Genomic DNA, 17,632 nt, shown 5'->3' on the forward strand with positions numbered 1-17,632 from the left:
GATGTCGTTTCATTATCCGTTGACGGCGGTGGTCGGCGCCGAGCCTTTGAAGCTTGCCTTGTGCCTGGCCGCCATCGACCCGAAGATCGGTGGCGTGCTGATCGAAGGGCCACGGGGCATGGCCAAGAGTACCTTGGCTCGCGGCCTGGCAGACCTGCTCGACGGCGCGCCCTTCGTGACCCTGCCGCTCGGCGCCAGTGAAGACCGCGTGGTCGGCACATTGGACCTGGACGCCGCCCTCGGGCAAGGCCGGGTAAAGTTCTGCGCTGGGGTGTTGGCCACTGCCGACGGCGGGGTGCTGTATGTGGATGAAGTGAACCTGCTGCCAGACCCCCTGGTGGACGTGCTGCTGGACGTTGCGGCCAGTGGGGTGAACCGTATCGAGCGCGACGGCATCTCCCACGAACACCCGGCACGCTTCGTGTTGATCGGCACCATGAACCCTGAAGAGGGGGAGCTTCGTCCACAGTTGCTGGATCGCTTCGGTTTCAGCCTGGCTTTGGAACATCGCCCATTGCCTGAGGACCGCCAGGCCATTATCCGCCGACGGCTGGCGTTCGACAGTGACCCTGCCGGGTTCCGCGCCCAGTGGCAGGCTGAGCAAAGGGCCTTGAGTGATCGCTGCCGTGACGCCAGGGCGCGCCTGGAACAGGTGCCTTTGAGCGACGAAGCCTTGGCGCGGATCAGCCAGGCCTGTCACGCCGCGGGGGTGGACGGGCTGCGGGCCGACTTGGTCTGGCTGCGGGCGGCGCGTGCCCATGCCGCCTGGCGTGGGGCATGTGTCATCAGTGAGCAGGACATAGACGCGGTAGCCGAGTTTGCCCTGCGCCATCGGCGCCAGCCCAGCGTTGCCGAACAGCCACCGCCACCACCGCCGCCTTCCCAGCCACCCCCTGACCAAAGCAATCAAGGCCCTGGAGACTGGGGGCAATTGCCCGCCCAGGCGGTGCCAGCCGGCCCCCGGACTGCGTTGCCGGAGTGGCCAAAAAAGCCCTGAGCCCTCGCCCACAAGGCGCGGGGGCCAAACGTACGCAGTTGACCACGCGCAACAACCAGGGGCACGGCCCGGCTGCCGCCAATGGGCGTATCGCCTGGGCGGCGACCTTTGCCCAGGGGCACCCGCGTTCGAGGGCAGACCTGCGCTGGCAACAGGGCCCCGCCAGTGCGGCCCCATTGTGGCTAGTACTGGTAGATGCCTCGGCCTCTACTCGGCGCAATGGCTCGCTCGCCAGGGCAAAGGGCTTTTTGCAAGCGCTGTTCGACCAAGCCTACCGGCAACGGGCGCGGCTGGCCCTGTTGACCGCCAGCGGCAGCGGCCCCCAATGGCAACGCCAGGGATTGAAAGCCTCGGCTGCCTTGGGCCCCTGGTTGGATGCCTTAGGCGCTGGCGGTGGAACGCCACTGCTACCGGCCCTGGCTCAGGCGGGTGAGTGGCTTGGCCGTCATCGCAAGCGCGCCCCCGGCCAAGCCCAGCGCTGCGTGGTGGTGACCGATGGCCGCGTGAAGTCCCTCGACGGTATCCAGAGCGTTGGTTGCGATACCTTGCTGGTAGATATCGAACTCGGGGCGATCAGGCTCGGCAAAGCCCGGCTGATGGCCGAAAGGCTGCAGGCGCGCTATGTGCACATTGACAGCCTGGCCGCCGCGCCGGGAAGGGAAGTGCCTTGATCAGGCTCGCGGTCGGCTGATCGCCAGGCTCCACTGATCGTACGTGCAGCGGGGGCAGTTCAGAGTTTGCTGGCCTGCCAACTGCTGCACCCCACCACAGTGTTCACAGGCATAGTACCCACTAACCTCGGGCGCCCTGGCGGGGTTGCGAAACGCTTTGGGCAGAATCGACAAGCCTGGCTTTACTTCATCACGCTCATAGAAATACACGCTGACATCGCCGTTGACCTCCAGCAGCGCCAAGCGGATCTGCCCCAGATGCTCAGCGCCATGCAGACGCAGTTCCATTAGGAACTCATCGTGGGAAACGTTGCCCTTGTCCAAGGTTTCCAAGTCGAACAGGCCATCGCGAATGACCGGGAAGGCCCGGCCCTCCAACCACTCGCCGAAGTGGCTGCTGTGTTCGATCAGGAAGGTGGTCAGCCGGTACAGCAAGGTCATGACCAGAAACACCATAAGCACCGGCAATACCGGCACGTCATCATAGAAGGTCACGTCACCGGCAGCGGAGCCCAGGGTCAGGATAACCACCAGTTCGAACAGCGACAGCTGGCGAACGCCTCGGCGGCCGGCAATTTTGAGAAAGATAAACACCACGCTGTAGGCCAACACAGTGCGCCCAGCCACTTCCCACAGGAAGACCAGTGATTGCTTATCGAGCAATACCCGATGCCAGTCCACGGCACTCATGCCCTAGGCAGGCCAGGGCCGTTATCGGCGGTATTCAGTGAGCGCAGGAGGGCATGCTCCAGGGCTGCAGTGCATGGCCGTGGCTTGACAGGCCGGCGCGCACAGCTTCCAAGGCACTGGCCAGCTTGGCCGGGTTGGAATAGGCGCTGGCGGGCAGTCGGGCGCGGCACAGGTTATGGCTAGTGTGGTCGATAACGGTAATGCTAAGGGCGCCGTCCCCCTCTTGCTGGGTCCAGGCGACACATTGGAAAGGTTCGAAAGCGTGGCCGGCGATCAGAAGGGCTTCGTTGACACGCAGCGTTGCGTCCATGGGGGTGTTTGCTCTCTTAAAAGGCATGGCAGGATAGCGGCGCCGCGTCGACAGAGGCGGCAGTTAGCATACTGATGCCTCGACCTGACCGGCGAGTCACAAGCGCGATAAATATTTTTCTTAAGGCAGCCCAAGGGTGTGTCCTTGAACAAGGCCTTACTACCGCGCCCGCAGCGTTAAGAGCTGCAAAAGCAGGATAAATTCCCCCCAGGCGACGGCCGGCAGCCTGGGCGCTCTAGGGTGGAAAAGCACAACCAAGGGCTGCTTCGGCCTGAGCTTGTCTTGCGGCCCAGTCACCTTCCAGCACCACATAGGCTTGCTGATTCGCCTCCAGCCAGGCGCGACAGGCCTCAAAAAAGCCACGCCGCTCACCAATGTTCGGTTGGCAGCGCTGGGGGTCATACACCCAGGGCACGCCTTCGGGTGAAAGCAGCAGGTGCAGGTCGTAATGCCGCTCGCGCAAGGCTTGCTCCAGCCAGGCCGGGCTGCTACCGAACAGCACCTGGCTCCAGACGATATTGTTCAGCAAATGGGTATCAAGCCATACCCAGGCTGGCTTACCGGCACGCGCCTGGTCCTCCAGGGCAAGTTGGCCCCGGGCGATAGCGGTGACGTCTGCCAGGGTAGTGTCGCGTTGGTGCTGGTCGATGAACGCTCGCACATACTCGCCGCACAGCACGCCCCCATGGGTACGCTGGAGGTGGCTTGCCAGTTGGCTCTTGCCAGAGGATTCAGGGCCAGTGAGCACGATCACGTTCATAGGGGCACTTTGCTGTAAGGGTTCTTCGAATGTGCGCATGGCCTTATCACCTAACCCACCACGCGTTGCAAGGGTACCTGCCTGCGTGGGCAAAGGCTGCGCTTGCGCGCTGGCAATACCGGCTGGCTTGCTTCAGAATCGCCGCGCGAGCGGGAACCTGCCGGGAAACCTAACGAATAATTCAGACATTTCCAGCGAACTCACGCGTTTTAGTCAATGTATATCAAGGCTGTGGTCGCACGGCCCGCTTCGGGGGAAGTGAATGGATATGTGGACGGCCGCCTCGGCCATTGTATTGGGCATCGTCGAAGGGCTGACTGAGTTCTTACCGATTTCCAGCACCGGGCATCAGATCATCGTGGCTGACCTGCTGGATTTTGGCGGTGAGCGGGCGATGGCGTTCAACATCATCATTCAGCTTGGCGCCATCCTGGCGGTGATGTGGCATTTCAAAGGCAAAATTATCAGCGTAACCGCGGGGCTGGCCACGCAGCCGAAAGCGCGGCGCTTTACCGCCAACTTGTTGATCGCTTTTCTACCGGCAGTGGTCTTGGGGGTACTGTTTTCAGATGTGATTCACCAGTACCTGTTCAACCCGGTCACAGTAGCCGTGGCCTTGATCCTGGGCGGGCTAGTGATGCTTTGGGCCGAGCGGCGCGAGCACCCGGTAAGGGTCGCCAATGTGGATGACATGCACTGGGCCGATGCCCTTAAGATCGGCTGCGCGCAATGCCTGGCAATGATCCCCGGCACGTCTCGCTCCGGTTCTACCATCATCGGCGGGCTGCTGTTTGGCCTGTCTCGAACCGCGGCAACGGAGTTTTCGTTTTTCCTGGCCATGCCTACGATGGTCGGGGCAGCGGTGTATTCCGGCTATAAATACCGGTACCTGTTCCAGGCCAGCGACCTGCCGGTGTTTGCCCTGGGTTTTGTGGTGTCCTTTGTCTTCGCCATGATCGCGGTTCAGGGGTTGCTGGCATTCATTGCCCGGCATAGCTACGCCGTGTTTGCCTGGTACCGCATCGGCTTTGGTTTGCTGATTCTGCTGACCTGGCAATTGCACTGGGTCGATTGGTCCACCGCCCAGGGCTGAACGGCGCTGAACCTCGGCCCGCGGCGCCAGTCGATATCGCAGATACCCATCAATACCTGAACCTGGCCCATGTTGTGCTTAAGCACCGCGGGGCCAGGCGGCGTTGTTCCGATCACGGCAAGGGGCACCGCCGGTAAGCGTGCTCACGGGGCAGGTGAGGGCGCAGGGATGGGACGCTGGTGTACATATCTAGGCATGCTTGTGCTATGGAGCCTGTTTTCGGTGCAGGCTCAGGCTGCGCCACATGCCCACTGGGGCGTGGGGGTACACCGGCTGACCTTTCAGGACCCTTTGGACGGCAAGCCCATGCATGCCTATGCCTTTTACCCCTCAGGTGAAAGGGGCCATGGCCTGCGCATGGAAGGGTATCAGGTCGATGCCTCCAACGATGCACCCATCGCCATCGGGCGTTTCCCGTTGCTGATGCTGTCACATGGCAACACTGGAACGCCCCTGGCCCTGCACGATGTGATCACGTCCATCGCCGAGCGAGGCTTTGTAGTGGTGGCGGTGGTGCATCCAGGGGATAACTACCTGGATCAAAGCCGCCTGGGTACCCTGAGCAATCTCTATGGCAGGCCTTTGCAAATTTCCGCTGCCATCACCGCGGCCCTGAATGAGCCTATGCTGTCACCCTTTGTGAACGCGGCTCAGGTAGGGGTAATCGGTTACTCCGCAGGGGGTGAAACCGCCTTGATCCTCTCTGGGGCTCAGCCCGATCTGGCACGCTTGAAGGCCTACTGCATCGAGCGGCCCTTCGATGCCGACGCCTGCAAGCGGCACGGTGAATTGGTCGCCGACCGCAAGGACCTCACAGCCAAGGCCGACCCTCGGGTACACGCCCTGTTGCTCATGGCCCCGCTGAGCCTGATGTTCGGGCGCCATGCCCTGGCTACCGTGCATGTGCCAACGCTTATCTACGCTGGGGACAACGACCAGTTGGTCGCCGTGGATAAAAACGCTGAGGCCTTGGCGCGCAAGCTGCCGGTTAAAGCCCGTTACCATCCGCTGGCGGGGGCGGGGCACTTTGTGTTCATGGCGCCCTGCACACCCGAACAGGAGCGCGAGCTGCCCGCGCTGTGCAAGGATGCCCAAGGCGTCGACAGGGCTGGCATCCACCGTAGCCTGATTGACGAGGCAGGGCGTTTCTTTGCCCAGTCACTGGGCCGGCCTACCCGCGCCGGTTGGCAAACCGCCGACCAATAGCGTTCAGGCGCGTTGACCTTCACGGGCCAGCCAGCCGATCAGCGACAGCCCCACCATGGACAGCCCCGCCGCGCACAGGAAGATAGGTGCGTAACCGGCACTGGCCGCCAATGCCCCCATGATTGGCCCCGCCAGGGCCAGGGCGATATCGAAAAACACAGCAAAGGCGCCTAGCCCAGAACCTCGGCTGGCCGGCGGTACTCGCTCGATGGCCAGCACACCCAGGGCGGGGTATACCAAAGACAAGCCAAAGCCCGCGAGGCTGGCGCCAATCAGCGCAAAGATGGGGGAGGGCGCCAGCCATAGAAAGATAAAACCAACGGTTTCCACGGCCAGGCAAGCGAAGGCAACGGTAAACCCACCGTAATGGTTGATGGCGTTGATAAACAGCAACCGCGCCAGAATGAAGCAGGCGCCAAAGGCAGTCAGGCAGAAGGCCGCGCCGGCCCAACCTTGCTCCAGGTAATAGAGGGTAATGAAGGTCGTCAAGGTGCCATAGCCGATGGAGGCCAGGCACAGCCCCAGGCCAAAGGGCGCTACCCGCCCGAACGCGGCCCAGAAGGGCAGGCGCTCGCCTCGCACAACCGGCACCGATGGCCGCTTGCGCAGCAGGTACAGGCCCAGGGCCGGCAGCGCGAACAGCACCACGCCCAAGGCATGGAAGCCCAGGTCCGAGGTCATGACGACACCCAAAGGGGCGCCTATAGCGATGGCCCCGTAAGAGGCGATACCGTTCCAGGAAATCACCTTGGCCGTGTGTTCCGGCCCCACCTGACCAATCCCCCAACTGCTGGTGCCAACCCCCACCATCCCTTGGCCAACGCCGAGCAGCAGGCGCGCCACCATCAGCACCCCCAGGCTGTAGTGGGCCCAGGTATGCAGCAGGGTCGCAAGCAAGGTCAGCGCGCCACTGACGGCGATGGCGTACAGCCCATAGGTAATGGTGCGCTTGGTGCCCAGGTTGTCGGCCAAACGCCCAGCCACTGGCCGGATCAGCAAGGTTGCCAGGTATTGCGCGGCAATCACCACCCCAGCCAACACAGCGTTGAAACCCAGCACGTCATGCACGTAGCCCGGAATCACCGCGATGGGCAGCCCGATGCAGAAGAAGGCGATAAAGGTGTAAAAAACGATGGATAGGATTTGCCAAGTCACCGCGCTGGACCGCGCGGGGGTAGTGCCGGAAGGGATGGTCATAGCTCGCTCTTGGGCGGTGGGCCTAAGGCTATGATCGCCAGCGAGCGGGAAAATTGAAAGCAGGCTAAGGAATAATTCCGGCAGGGCCATGGCGGCTGCGGGACCATGGTTTATGATCCCGCATTCGCCAGTTTCGCTGGCTACAGGTGTGACCGCCGCTCTCGCTCGTGTAGGCGCCAGCAAAGCTGGCGAAAGGCAGTGGCACCGCTCGAAAGGATGAGCTGTATCCCGGATTCGCCAGGGGGCTTTATACTACGCCTTGGCTGCGTAGGTATTCGTCGTAGGTGCCGCTGAAGTCCACCACGCCGGTGGGGGTCAGCTCGATGATGCGCGTGGCCAGGGAGGACACGAACTCCCGGTCGTGACTGACGAACAACAGGGTTCCAGGGTAATTCTCAAGCGCCAGATTCAGCGCCTCGATCGACTCCATGTCCAAGTGGTTGGTGGGCTCGTCCATCACCAGCACGTTCGGCTTTTGCAGAATCAGCTTGCCGAACAACATGCGGCCCTGTTCACCCCCGGAGATGACCTTCACCGATTTGCTGATCTCGTCGCTGGAGAACAGCATGCGGCCCAGGGTGCCCCGCACCAGTTGCTCGCCGCCCTGGGTCCACTGGCCCATCCAATCGAATAGGGTGGAGTCGTCTTCGAAGTCCGAGGCGTGGTCTTGGGCGTAATAACCCAGCTCGGCGCTATCGGTCCATTTGACCATGCCCTTGTCCGGCTGCAGCTCACTCATCAGCAGCCGCAGCAAGGTGGTTTTACCGATGCCATTGGGGCCAATGATCGCTACTCGCTCGCCGGCCTCTACCTGAAAGCCCATGCGCTCGAACAGTGGCTTGCCATCAAAGCCCTTGGCCAGGTTGTCCACGGTCACCGCCTGGCGGTGCAGCTTCTTGTTTTGTTCGAAACGGATGAACGGGCTCACGCGGCTGGACGGCTTAACCTCGGCCAACTGGATCTTGTCGATCTGCTTGGCTCGTGAAGTCGCCTGCTTGGCCTTGGAAGCGTTGGCCGAGAAGCGGCTGACGAAGGTTTGCAGCTCGGCAATCTGGGCTTTTTTCTTGGCGTTGTCTGACAGCAACTGTTCGCGGGACTGGGTCGCCGCCGTCATGTACTCGTCGTAGTTCCCGGGGAACAGGCGCAGCTCGCCGTAATCGAGGTCCGCCATGTGGGTGCAGACACTGTTGAGGAAGTGCCGGTCGTGGGAAATGATCACCATGGTACTGTTGCGCGCCGTAAGCACGCTTTCGAGCCAGCGAATGGTGTTGATGTCCAGGTGGTTGGTCGGTTCGTCCAGCAGCAGCACGTCGGGGTCGGAGAACAGCGCCTGGGCCAACAGCACCCGCAGTTTCCAGCCCGGGGAGACTTCGCTCATGGGGCCGAAGTGCTGCTCCAGGGGAATCCCCAGGCCAAGCAGCAGTTCACCGGCCCTGGACTCAGCGGTATAGCCGTCCATTTCCGCGAATTCGGTTTCCAACTCGGCGACTGCCATGCCATCGGCTTCGGTCATCTCGGGCAACGAATAAATGCGGTCGCGCTCGGCCTTGACCTTCCACAGTTGCTCATGGCCCATGATTACGGTGTCGATGACCGAGAAAGCTTCATAGGCGAATTGATCCTGGCGCAACTTACCCAGGCGCACGTTAGGTTCGAGCATGACCTGACCACCGCTTGGCTCCAGGTCACCTCCCAGGATCTTCATGAAGGTCGATTTGCCACAACCGTTGGCGCCGATCAGGCCATAGCGGTTGCCATTGTTGAATTTGACCGAGACGTTCTCGAACAGCGGCTTGGGGCCAAACTGCATCGTGATGTTAGCGGTGGAGATCAAGAGACTTACCTATCGAAGACGTACAAAGGGAAAAGACGACCGAGCCGTGGCGACAACGGACTGAAAGGTCACGCCAAAGCTGGCGGGCCACTGCGCGCGTAGCGGCAAGTGGCGGTACAAGAAGGCTGCGCCGTAAAAAAACCGGTGCTGACCGGCTAAGACGTGCATTGTCGCATAGCTGCTTTGCGAGGTGTATGGCAGGCAATAAAGAATGCCTGAGTGGTGACTTGCGTAAATGCCAGATGACGTGGCGGCGATTCTGGATTAGTTTTAAACGTCTTGCGTCGCAATGACTGCCCAATAGCGAACTGAAAGGAGTCAGTCGTGTGAAAACCATGTTGTCCAAAACCCTGGTCGGATCCGGTTTTAGCCTGGTGCTGGTGCCGGGCACAGCCTGGTTGATTTTCTGGAGCTACTTCTACTTGGGTTTGGCTGTGGAAGTTGCCATGTCGGGGCGGGCCTGGCACCTGCAGGAGGCGGTAGCCAGTGCAACGCTGGCCCTGTGCTGGTTCGGCGTGCTGAATCTATGGTGCCAATTCTTTCATTTCATTCATACCGGCTTACCCCAGCGGCCGCCCATGCGCCTGGCGACCTTCTTTGCGTTTCTGGGCGCGGTGCAACTGGCGTTGGCCTTTCCCATCATGACCGTGCTCAGGCCGCTACCGGAAGCAGGTGTTTGCCTGACGCTGCACTGGGGGTGGTTATGTCGCCGGGGGTTTGGATTTTCCCGCCAGCCTGCCCTGTAGAGGGGGGTCACCTAAGCAGGCGGCGGTTCAGGGCTGAGGTCATCGACCGTAGCAAGTCCGTCAGCTGGCCGATCTGCCAGGGTTTTTGCAAAAAGCGGATATTACCCTCGCTTTCGCCAGCGGAGCCTGTCGTCAGAATGATCGGAACGTCTGGCCACTTCTTGCACACCAGCTTGGCGAATTCCCAGCCGTCCAGTTCGCCGGGCATGTTGTAGTCCGTTACTACGATCGACACATCGTCAGGATGGGTGCGCATGTAGGTTATCGCTTCGTCGGCGGTTTCGAAGCTCACCACGTCAAGTTCGAGCTGCTCCACCACTTCTTCGGCGATCAGCCTGAGCAGCTCATCGTCTTCAGCGATCAGTACTTTCAAGCGAGCACTTTCTGCAACTAATTGCACACCCGTCACTGCAATGAACTCCGATGGCTAGCACCTTACCCAGCGATTGCCGTACATGCCTCACTAACAAGGCCCGGCAGGGAAAGGTCGCAAGCCTAAGACCGCGAAAAAACCCAGGGTTCCGCTTGGACGTTGAAATCAGCACAGGCCAAGAGGGTATTGATGGACAGCGTACGACCTCACGACGGCAAGTCAGTCTCCGTTAGCGGGTGTTCTGCGCTCACCCAGCCAAGACGCCCGTCACTGACAGCGGTGGCATACAGGGCCAACCGGGTTTCGCCCCGTTCGAACACTTCCGCCATACGCTGCAGTGCCTGCACCTGGGCAGGTTGGCCACTGTCCTTGAGGGCGCGGGCAATGGTTTTTAGTTCGACGGCTGACCACTTCAAATCCAGTGCGAGGCCTTCGAGGTCACGCTTGAGTTCCTGCTCGGTCTTGCCAAGGCTCATGTGCTGCTACGCCTCCTTTGCGTTCTGGCTGGGCCCGATGACTTACCTGGGCCTATGGCATCATCCCCATGCAACCGACCGCTGGCAAGTTCTGGCGACGGTCGGAAACGCGCCCGTTAGGACGCCTTGCGGGGCTTTTTCGCGGTACCGGGCTTGGCGGGCTTGCTGGTGCTGGGCTTTTGCTCGGCTGCCTTTGCAGCAGGCTTCGCGCCTGTCTTGCCGCCCAAGCTACGCTTGAGCAGTTCGGTCAGGTCGATCACATCAGCGCTTTGCTTGCCCTCGGTGTCTTCCACTGACTCCACGTCTTCAATTTCCCCCTCATGGGCCTTGCGATTAACCAAGTCCATGATCTTGGCTTCGAACTGATCAGTGTAGTCTTCTGGTGACCACTGCCCGCTCATGTCTTCCACAAGGCGTTTAGCCATGTCCAACTCGCCTTTTTTCAGTTCCACCTCAGTTACTTCCGGGCCCAGCTCCAGGCTATCGAGGCCGCGTACCTCTGACGGCCAACGTAGCTTCACCAATACCAGAGCATCATCAAGGGGCATCAAGGCCGTGAGGTATTGGCGGGTATGCAGTACCACCAGCGCCAAGGCCACCTTATGGGTCTGGTTCAAGGTTTCCCGTAACAGGGCATAGACCTTTTCCCCGCGCCGATCAGGCGCGAGGTAATAAGGTGTGTCGATGTTGGCCAGAGGGATCTGGTCTCGATCAACGAATGAAAAGATCTCGATGGTCTGGGTAGAGACAGGGTGCGCCTTGCGAATTTCTTCTTCGCTAAGCACTACATAGCGCCCTTTCTCGTATTCCACGCCCTTGACGATGTTGTCGCTTTGCATTTCTTCGCCAGTGGCTTTGTTCACGCGCTTGTAGCCCACCGGGTCCATGCTGCGCTTGTCTAGCCAGTCGAAATCCACCCCTTTGGAAGCGGTGGCGGAAACCAGCGCCACAGGGATATGAACCAGGCCGAAACTGACGGCGCCTTTCCAGATAGCACGGGGCATGGGACCTGCCTGACATGAGCGGGATAATCTCAAATGACTGGCGGGGCATATGAGAAGTTCAGCGGCCCATCCGAGTGCCACTGGATCCACAAACGTGCAACCTGCACGCCTCACTCGGCCAAAAGCGTGCAATATGCATCATGAGTCTTTAATGTAACTTTAGGTTTGTTTACTAAGTGTTTGATAATACAAGCCACATGCTCGTACGTTTAAAAGGCATAGAAAGTGCATTAAAAAAGGTGTTTTGAAACGCTGACTTATGGAGAGTCGGTTGCTTGCCTGATGCTTATCAGCAGGCAGGCGTTCAGGGCACTCACTGAATCGAAGGAGAAACAAGATGCTGTCTACGCTGGAACTACGCAATATCATTGAAAGCAGTTTCCTCCCTCAGCGGTGCCAGTGCACGCAAGGCGCGGATCATTCATTGACTGTAAAGGTATTTCAGCCAAATTCGGACCGTGCCGACGTGCTTGCTACCGGCATCGACACCCGTAAGCTCAACAGCAGCCGCGCCATCTCTAACCTTATCGCAAGCTTGCGAAAGGACATGACAAGCCGCCATGCGACGCGCGCCATCGGGCCGAAGCGCCGAATCGCAGGTATCTAACGGCAAGCCGAAAGTTTCCCGAGACCCGCATGAGCCACCAAGCCATGCGGGTTTTTTTCAGTCTCGATAAAATACTTGCACCAAGTGATAGCCGAAACGGCTTTTGATCGGGCCATGAATCTGTTTGAGGGCCTTGCGGAAAATCACCTGGTCGATGGCCGCAACCATTTGCCCAGGCCGAACTTCTCCCAGGTCACCACCTCGTTTACCTGAAGGGCATACCGAGTGTTTGCGCGCCAATACGTCAAAGGCTTCGCCTTTGGCTATGCGCTGGCGCAGGGCTTGGGCTTGTTCGGCCGTGGGAACAAGAATATGGCGGGCCTGTGCTTTCATAACGGTGAGGTGTCTGGTTACGGGAGACGGGGACGGATAGTACCTGCTTGACCTCGCCCCGCCCACGCTTTCAGTCGCCGATCATCTGCCGGACCTTAGTGGCCAGGGTTTCCAGTGTGAACGGCTTGCTGACGATATCCATGCCGTCCTCCAGGTATGCCTCTCGGTCGGCGGCCTTATCGATGTAACCGGTCATAAACAGCACTTTCAAGCCTGCTCGCCGCTTGCGGGCGATTTCCGCCAACTGCCGCCCGTTGATGCCGGGAAGGCCCACATCGGTAACCAGTAAATCGACGCGCAGTGCTGATTCCAGCAGGGGGACAGCGGCCTGGGCATCCGCGGCGGCGTGGCTGTGATAGCCCAGTTCATCCAGCACGTTGAGGATAAGCATGCGTACCGCGGGATCGTCCTCGACCACCAGCACGCTCTCGCCCTGTTGGGCAAGCGGCGCCTGCGCCTCCGGTATCGCGGTAACCTGCGCGTCGTTGGCGTCCAGATAACGAGGCAGGTAGATACTGACCTCAGTGCCCTGCCCAGGCTCGCTGTGCAGGGTCACGTGGCCGCCGCTTTGCTGAGCGAAGCCGTAGATCATCGACAGGCCCAGGCCGGTACCCTGACCGGTGGGCTTGGTGGTGAAAAACGGATCGAAAGCCTTTGCCCGGGTGGCCGCGGACATGCCGCTACCATTGTCACGTACGCTTAGCACTGCGTATTCGCCTGGGCGCACGGGCTCCATGGGTTGGTTGGCCTGCGGGTCGCTGAAGCCGCGATTGGCGCTGCCTATGGTCAGCAGCCCACCGTTGGGCATGGCGTCGCGGGCGTTGATTACCAGGTTGAGCAGGGCGCTTTCCAGCTGATTGGGGTCGGTATGCACCAACCAGGTATCGGTGCTCAGGTCCAGGCGCAGTTCGATATGTTCACCCGTGGTGCGAACCAGCAGGTCTTCAAGTGATTGGACCAGTTGGTTGGGGTCGATACGTTGACGGTCCAGCGATTGCCGCCGAGAAAACGCCAGTAGCCGATGGGTGAGGGCCGCGGCGCGTTGCGCCGAGGCCAGGGCGGCGTCCGCCAGCCTGCCGATATCGGCGCTACGGCCTTTGGCCAGGTAGCGGTTCATCAACTCCAGGCTGCCCATGATGCCGGTGAGCATGTTATTGAAGTCGTGAGCGATGCCTCCGGTCAGTTGACCAACCGCTTCCATCTTTTGTGCATGGCGTAGCAGCTCTTCGGTGCGTTCCCGCTCCTGGGCCTCGGCCAGTAGCCGGCGGTTGGCGTCGGCCAAGGCACGGGTGCGCTCGACCACTCGCTGCTCCAAGGTTTCATTGAGTTCACGCAAGGCGCGCTCTGCCAGCTTGCGCTCGGTGATGTCGATAGAGGCGCCGATAAACCGGGCAGGGCGGCCATGGTCGTCGCGGAAACACCGGCCACGGGCGAAGACCCACCGCCAGGTACTGTCAGGCTGCAACAGGCGATATTCCTCGGCGAATTCGCCACTACCGTGCACGCACGTTTTGATCTGACGCGCCACGAACACCCGGTCGTCTGGGTGGACAGCGGCCAGATAATCACCGATAGGGCGGTGGCCAACTTGCAAGGGGTCCACGTGGTGCATGAGGGCAAAGTGGGCATCGGCGATAAAACGGTCTTCACGGATGTACCAATCCCAGGTACCAACCGCGTTGGTCGCGTCCAGCGCCAGGCGCAGGCGTTCTTCAGAGGCCTGGTTGGCCCGTTGCTGATCGGCCAGGCGCCGTTGAAGCGGGGTGCCGTCCCTGGGCTGGAGGGGTGCGATAACCGTTATCAACGTGCCCAGCACCCGGTTCTGTTCCGTGCGCAGCGGAGTGAAATGCCCGTCGAAGCGCTCATTGCCTGGGGTCACCGCAGCGCGGCCAAGGTGGCCGGGCAGGTCGGTCAGAAGCGCGTGCTTGCCTTCGGCCACCTGTGCCAACGCCGCGCGCATGGGCTGGGCATAGGCCGGGAACAGCTTGGCCAGAGGTTCACCGAAGCCCGCTTCGGCCAGGCCAAACAGGGCAAAAAATGCCGGGTTGCCTATCAGGGCATGCTCACGGCCCCACACCACGGCGCAGGGCACTGGCGCTGCCAGCGCGATGTCTACCGCCATGCACAGGCCCGCGGGGCATCGCTCGTGCCGCGCGCCGAGGCCATCGCTGGTGCCGGCGCTCACGCTGGGTTCCAGTGGTGCCGCCGGGTTGATAACTGTCATCGGGTTACCTTTGCTTGCTATTGGATTTGCACCACAAGGCTATTAACGGCCAAGCTATGCACTGCTGCGTTTACCGATCCCAACGTATCATTGGCGGACTCACTCATGGACCTTTCGGCCCTGCTTAAACTGCTTGCCACTCAGGACGGTTCCGATCTGTACCTGTCCACTGGCGCGCCACCGTGCGCCAAGTTCAACGGGGCGCTGCGGCCTCTGGGCAGTGAAGCGCTCAAGCCTGGTGAGGTCGCGCAAATTGCCGCGGGCATCATGGATGCCGAGCAGCGTGCCGATTTCGACAAGGACCTGGAAATGAACCTGGCGCTGTCGATACCCGGGGTAGGGCGGTTTAGGGTGAACATTTTCAAACAGCGCAACGAGGTATCCTTGGTGGCGCGCAACATCAAGCTGGATATTCCGCTGTTCGACGACCTCAAGTTGCCTCCTATCCTCTTGGATGTGGTGATGCGCAAGCATGGCCTGGTGTTGTTCATCGGGGCCACCGGCTCGGGCAAGTCCACGTCGTTGGCGGCGCTCATCGATCACCGTAACCGTAGCAGCAGCGGCCATATCATCACCATCGAAGACCCCGTGGAGTATATCCATCGCCACAAGAAGTGCATCGTCAACCAGCGGGAAGTTGGCGTAGACACCCGCAGTTTCAAGGCGGCACTTAAAAATACCCTGCGCCAGGCACCGGATGTGATTCTGATCGGAGAAATCCGAGACCGAGAAACCATGGAGCATGCCCTGACCTTCGCCGACACCGGTCATTTGGCGATTTCCACCCTGCACGCCAACAATGCCAACCAGGCACTGGATCGCATCATCAATTTCTTTCCGGAGGAGCGGCGCCCGCAATTGCTCAACGACCTGAGCAATAACCTGCAGGCGTTCGTGTCCCAGCGCTTGGTGAAAACCCTCGACGGCAAGCGCCGCGCGGCGGTGGAGGTGATGCTTGGTTCGCCCACCATCCGTGACCTGATCCATCGCGGTGAGTTTGGTGAACTCAAAAGCATCATGGAAAAATCCGTCAACCTGGGCATGCGCACCTTCGACATGGCACTGTTCGACCTGGTAATGGAAGGGGCGATCAGTGAAGACGAGGCCTTGAAGAATGCAGACTCTGTGAACAACCTTCGCCTGCGCCTTAAATTGCAAGGCGAGACCCCTGGCGAGCATACCAGCGCTCCGGTCGGGCCCCAGGCCACGCCTCGGCCGGCGGCGCGGGACTGGGGGCTGGTCGCCGATGAGGATGAGCAGGGGTAAGCGCACGCTGAAAACCCTTACACCATGCGCAGGCGCTGTTTGCGGCTGGGCGCTGGGAAGGCGGCGTTCAGCTCGGCGAGGTCTTCGGCGGTGAGCTCCAATTGCGCGGCACGCGCATTGAGGCGTACATGAACAGGGTCCACTGCCTTGGGAATGGCCATCACCTCGCCACTGCGAACCACCCATGCCAGGCACACCTCTGAAGGGGTGACTTTGCGCCGTGCTGCAATCTGCTGCAACACCGGGTGCTGAAGCAGCCCACCGCCCTGGGCGATAGGGCAGTACGCCATGATCGGCATAGGCTGGGCCTTGGCCCAGGGCATAAGGTCGAATTCGATACCACGGGCTTGAGGGTTATACAGCACTTGTTGAGTTGCGCAGCCCTCTAGGGCGGCATGTTTGAGCTCAGGCTCGTCGAAGTTCGACAGGCCCCAGGCGCCAATCTTGCCGCTTTGGCGTAGCTGTTCGAAGCCTTCGAGGGTTTCTTCCAGCGGGTACTGCCCCGGCCAGTGCAACAGGTAGAGCTGAATGTGCTCAACGCCCAAGCGCTTCAGGCTTCTGTTGCAGGCCTCGATCACGCCGTTGCGGCTGGCATTATGAGGGTAGACCTTGCTGACCAAGTAAACAGGATCAGCCACGCCTTTTATAGCGTCCCCAACCAGGCTTTCAGCGCTGCCTTCGCCATACATTTCAGCGGTGTCGATCACTTGTAGCCCCAATTCAAGGCCCAGGCGCAAGGCGGCGATTTCATCTTCACGGCACGCCGGGTCTTCGCCCATTCGCCAAGTGCCCTGGCCTATCACGGGCAATTCGATTCCGGCCAGTTGCAGGGTTCGCATAGCGGTTCTCCTTCAAAGGGTTCAGGCAGGCCTGGCCAGCACGGCGAGCAACACGTCGTGCAGCGCCTGCGCCGCGCTGGACAGCCGATGATCAGCCAGGCGCATCAATCCGATTCGCCGTTCGATGCGAGGTTCCTCCAAAGGCAGGCAATGGGCCCCGGCTTCCTGCATTTGCCCAGTACAGAGCGCAGGCGCCGCGCTCACCCCCAAGCCACAGGCGACCATCCGGCCGACTGTACTGAGCTGATGGCTTTCGAAAGCCACGGCCAGGCGGCCATGCCGGGCCTGAAGGTCCGCTTCCAGCAGTAAGCGCACCGCCGAAGGCCGTTGCAACGTGATGAAATCCTCTTCCAGCAGCCGCGACCAGGTTAGGCTCCCCTGCTGTGCCAGGGGCGAGTTCTGGGGCACCACTGCCACGAAACGGTCGGTGAACAACGGCTGAAACACTAGCGAAGAGGTCGCGGCGGGTTCAAAACCTATACCCAGCTCTACCCGCCGTTGGCGAACCATTTCCAGTACTTGCTCGTTGACCACGTCATGCACCGCCACATTGACCTTCGGGTGCAGGTCCTTGAATTGGCGCAAACCTTGGGGCAGCAGATTGCCCGCGAAGGAGGGCATCGCCGCGATGGATACCTTGCCCCGCTGCAAGGTGAAATGCTGGCGCAACAGCTCTTCGGTGTTGTCCCAATCGGCCAGCAGTTGCCGGGCGAGGCCAAGCAAGGTTTCCCCCTCCGGCGTAAGGCTCACGCTGCGGGTGCTGCGCACCAACAAAGGGCCGCCCAGGCGCTCTTCAAGGGCCTTGATACTCAGGCTCAGGGCCGGCTGAGATAAATGCAGGCGCTCGCCAGCCTGGGCAAAGCTCAAGGTTTGCGCTACAGCAACAAACGCGCGAAGCTGGCGGTGATTCATTTGCACGCCTTATTAATTCATCAATAAAACAAAATTAACAAATAACTCCCCAAGGCAGAAGATACCCTTATCAGCCTACGGGCCGCCGATAATC

General features: G+C 60.6%; 19 protein-coding genes. 7 read left to right on the forward strand and 12 right to left on the reverse strand.

Annotation, left to right across the window (positions count from 1 at the left end; translation table 11 throughout):
* Position 1 precedes the first annotated feature (1 nt).
* Positions 2 to 997 carry a magnesium chelatase ATPase subunit I gene (locus ACWKV4_RS13100; RefSeq protein ID WP_483832512.1) on the forward strand — a complete coding sequence of 332 codons (996 nt, stop codon included), beginning with the start codon at positions 2 to 4 and terminating at the stop codon, positions 995 to 997.
* A 38-nt stretch (positions 998 to 1,035) separates the two neighbouring features.
* Complete coding sequence (locus ACWKV4_RS13105; RefSeq protein ID WP_483832513.1) at positions 1,036 to 1,668, forward strand: vWA domain-containing protein; 633 nt, start codon at positions 1,036 to 1,038, stop codon at positions 1,666 to 1,668.
* Here ACWKV4_RS13105 and ACWKV4_RS13110 read toward each other — a convergent pair whose 3' ends face one another.
* From ACWKV4_RS13110 to ACWKV4_RS13120, 3 genes are all read right to left on the reverse strand, one after another.
* Positions 1,669 to 2,358: a DUF421 domain-containing protein gene (locus ACWKV4_RS13110; protein WP_483832514.1), complete on the reverse strand. Its 690-nt coding sequence runs from the start codon at positions 2,356 to 2,358 to the stop codon at positions 1,669 to 1,671.
* Between the two features lie 34 nt (positions 2,359 to 2,392).
* A complete protein-coding gene (locus tag ACWKV4_RS13115; RefSeq protein ID WP_483832515.1) occupies positions 2,393 to 2,668 on the reverse strand; it encodes a hypothetical protein in 276 nt (91 codons plus the stop codon).
* A 235-nt stretch (positions 2,669 to 2,903) separates the two neighbouring features.
* Complete coding sequence (locus tag ACWKV4_RS13120; RefSeq protein ID WP_483832631.1) at positions 2,904 to 3,428, reverse strand: AAA family ATPase; 525 nt, start codon at positions 3,426 to 3,428, stop codon at positions 2,904 to 2,906.
* A gap of 262 nt (positions 3,429 to 3,690) precedes the next feature.
* Between ACWKV4_RS13120 and ACWKV4_RS13125 the strand changes: the two genes are divergently transcribed.
* Positions 3,691 to 4,521, forward strand: a complete 831-nt coding sequence (locus ACWKV4_RS13125; RefSeq protein ID WP_483832516.1) for an undecaprenyl-diphosphate phosphatase — start codon at positions 3,691 to 3,693, stop codon at positions 4,519 to 4,521.
* Positions 4,522 to 4,689: 168 nt separating this feature from the next.
* Positions 4,690 to 5,727 (forward strand): alpha/beta hydrolase family protein, encoded by a 1,038-nt coding sequence (locus ACWKV4_RS13130; RefSeq protein WP_483832517.1) that lies wholly within the window; start codon positions 4,690 to 4,692, stop codon positions 5,725 to 5,727.
* A 3-nt stretch (positions 5,728 to 5,730) separates the two neighbouring features.
* On the opposite strand, the gene ACWKV4_RS13135 is transcribed toward ACWKV4_RS13130, so the two are convergent.
* Together ACWKV4_RS13135 and ACWKV4_RS13140 are read right to left on the reverse strand one after the other, a co-directional pair.
* On the reverse strand, positions 5,731 to 7,014 hold the full coding sequence (locus ACWKV4_RS13135) for an MFS transporter (protein WP_483832518.1): 1,284 nt from the start codon (positions 7,012 to 7,014) through the stop codon (positions 5,731 to 5,733).
* 157 nt (positions 7,015 to 7,171) lie between these two features.
* Positions 7,172 to 8,758: an ABC-F family ATPase gene (locus ACWKV4_RS13140; RefSeq protein WP_483832519.1), complete on the reverse strand. Its 1,587-nt coding sequence runs from the start codon at positions 8,756 to 8,758 to the stop codon at positions 7,172 to 7,174.
* A gap of 326 nt (positions 8,759 to 9,084) precedes the next feature.
* Between ACWKV4_RS13140 and ACWKV4_RS13145 the strand changes: the two genes are divergently transcribed.
* Positions 9,085 to 9,504, forward strand: coding sequence for a hypothetical protein (locus tag ACWKV4_RS13145; protein WP_483832520.1), 420 nt, complete (start codon positions 9,085 to 9,087; stop codon positions 9,502 to 9,504).
* A gap of 7 nt (positions 9,505 to 9,511) precedes the next feature.
* On the opposite strand, the gene ACWKV4_RS13150 is transcribed toward ACWKV4_RS13145, so the two are convergent.
* From ACWKV4_RS13150 to ku, 3 genes are all read right to left on the reverse strand, one after another.
* Positions 9,512 to 9,877, reverse strand: a complete 366-nt coding sequence (locus ACWKV4_RS13150; protein WP_483832521.1) for a response regulator — start codon at positions 9,875 to 9,877, stop codon at positions 9,512 to 9,514.
* A 206-nt stretch (positions 9,878 to 10,083) separates the two neighbouring features.
* Positions 10,084 to 10,353 (reverse strand): hypothetical protein, encoded by a 270-nt coding sequence (locus ACWKV4_RS13155; protein ID WP_483832522.1) that lies wholly within the window; start codon positions 10,351 to 10,353, stop codon positions 10,084 to 10,086.
* Positions 10,354 to 10,469: 116 nt separating this feature from the next.
* On the reverse strand, positions 10,470 to 11,357 hold the full coding sequence (gene ku, locus ACWKV4_RS13160; protein WP_483832523.1) for a non-homologous end joining protein Ku: 888 nt from the start codon (positions 11,355 to 11,357) through the stop codon (positions 10,470 to 10,472).
* A 337-nt stretch (positions 11,358 to 11,694) separates the two neighbouring features.
* Here ku and ACWKV4_RS13165 point away from each other — a divergent pair, with 337 nt between their 5' ends.
* On the forward strand, positions 11,695 to 11,964 hold the full coding sequence (locus ACWKV4_RS13165) for a DUF1652 domain-containing protein (protein WP_483832524.1): 270 nt from the start codon (positions 11,695 to 11,697) through the stop codon (positions 11,962 to 11,964).
* A 57-nt stretch (positions 11,965 to 12,021) separates the two neighbouring features.
* Here ACWKV4_RS13165 and ACWKV4_RS13170 read toward each other — a convergent pair whose 3' ends face one another.
* Positions 12,022 to 12,297 (reverse strand): peptidylprolyl isomerase, encoded by a 276-nt coding sequence (locus ACWKV4_RS13170; protein WP_483832525.1) that lies wholly within the window; start codon positions 12,295 to 12,297, stop codon positions 12,022 to 12,024.
* 70 nt (positions 12,298 to 12,367) lie between these two features.
* Entirely contained in the window at positions 12,368 to 14,521 is a 2,154-nt protein-coding gene (locus tag ACWKV4_RS13175) for an ATP-binding protein (protein ID WP_483832526.1), read from the reverse strand.
* Positions 14,522 to 14,626: 105 nt separating this feature from the next.
* Between ACWKV4_RS13175 and ACWKV4_RS13180 the strand changes: the two genes are divergently transcribed.
* A complete protein-coding gene (locus ACWKV4_RS13180; RefSeq protein ID WP_483832527.1) occupies positions 14,627 to 15,787 on the forward strand; it encodes a PilT/PilU family type 4a pilus ATPase in 1,161 nt (386 codons plus the stop codon).
* A gap of 17 nt (positions 15,788 to 15,804) precedes the next feature.
* Here the strand turns inward: ACWKV4_RS13180 and ACWKV4_RS13185 are convergent, their stop codons facing one another.
* Together ACWKV4_RS13185 and ACWKV4_RS13190 are read right to left on the reverse strand one after the other, a co-directional pair.
* Positions 15,805 to 16,626, reverse strand: coding sequence for an aldo/keto reductase (locus ACWKV4_RS13185; protein WP_483832528.1), 822 nt, complete (start codon positions 16,624 to 16,626; stop codon positions 15,805 to 15,807).
* A gap of 21 nt (positions 16,627 to 16,647) precedes the next feature.
* Entirely contained in the window at positions 16,648 to 17,538 is an 891-nt protein-coding gene (locus tag ACWKV4_RS13190; protein WP_483832529.1) for a LysR family transcriptional regulator, read from the reverse strand.
* Positions 17,539 to 17,632: the final 94 nt, after the last annotated feature.

The organism is Pseudomonas artemisiae (assembly GCF_057128685.1).

What these genes read in the sequence shown, in the direction of transcription:
- ACWKV4_RS13100 (WP_483832512.1), top strand. Translation starts at nt 2, where the DNA reads ATGTCGTTTCATTATCCGTTGACGGCGGTGGTCGGCGCCGAGCCTTTG.
- ACWKV4_RS13110 (WP_483832514.1), bottom strand. Translation starts at nt 2,358, where the DNA reads ATGAGTGCCGTGGACTGGCATCGGGTATTGCTCGATAAGCAATCACTG.
- ACWKV4_RS13115 (WP_483832515.1), bottom strand. Translation starts at nt 2,668, where the DNA reads ATGGACGCAACGCTGCGTGTCAACGAAGCCCTTCTGATCGCCGGCCAC.
- ACWKV4_RS13120 (WP_483832631.1), bottom strand. Translation starts at nt 3,428, where the DNA reads ATGAACGTGATCGTGCTCACTGGCCCTGAATCCTCTGGCAAGAGCCAA.
- ACWKV4_RS13125 (WP_483832516.1), top strand. Translation starts at nt 3,691, where the DNA reads ATGGATATGTGGACGGCCGCCTCGGCCATTGTATTGGGCATCGTCGAA.
- ACWKV4_RS13130 (WP_483832517.1), top strand. Translation starts at nt 4,690, where the DNA reads ATGGGACGCTGGTGTACATATCTAGGCATGCTTGTGCTATGGAGCCTG.
- ACWKV4_RS13135 (WP_483832518.1), bottom strand. Translation starts at nt 7,014, where the DNA reads ATGGCCCTGCCGGAATTATTCCTTAGCCTGCTTTCAATTTTCCCGCTC.
- ACWKV4_RS13155 (WP_483832522.1), bottom strand. Translation starts at nt 10,353, where the DNA reads ATGAGCCTTGGCAAGACCGAGCAGGAACTCAAGCGTGACCTCGAAGGC.
- ku (WP_483832523.1), bottom strand. Translation starts at nt 11,357, where the DNA reads ATGCCCCGTGCTATCTGGAAAGGCGCCGTCAGTTTCGGCCTGGTTCAT.
- ACWKV4_RS13165 (WP_483832524.1), top strand. Translation starts at nt 11,695, where the DNA reads ATGCTGTCTACGCTGGAACTACGCAATATCATTGAAAGCAGTTTCCTC.
- ACWKV4_RS13170 (WP_483832525.1), bottom strand. Translation starts at nt 12,297, where the DNA reads ATGAAAGCACAGGCCCGCCATATTCTTGTTCCCACGGCCGAACAAGCC.
- ACWKV4_RS13175 (WP_483832526.1), bottom strand. Translation starts at nt 14,521, where the DNA reads ATGACAGTTATCAACCCGGCGGCACCACTGGAACCCAGCGTGAGCGCC.
- ACWKV4_RS13180 (WP_483832527.1), top strand. Translation starts at nt 14,627, where the DNA reads ATGGACCTTTCGGCCCTGCTTAAACTGCTTGCCACTCAGGACGGTTCC.
- ACWKV4_RS13185 (WP_483832528.1), bottom strand. Translation starts at nt 16,626, where the DNA reads ATGCGAACCCTGCAACTGGCCGGAATCGAATTGCCCGTGATAGGCCAG.
- ACWKV4_RS13190 (WP_483832529.1), bottom strand. Translation starts at nt 17,538, where the DNA reads ATGAATCACCGCCAGCTTCGCGCGTTTGTTGCTGTAGCGCAAACCTTG.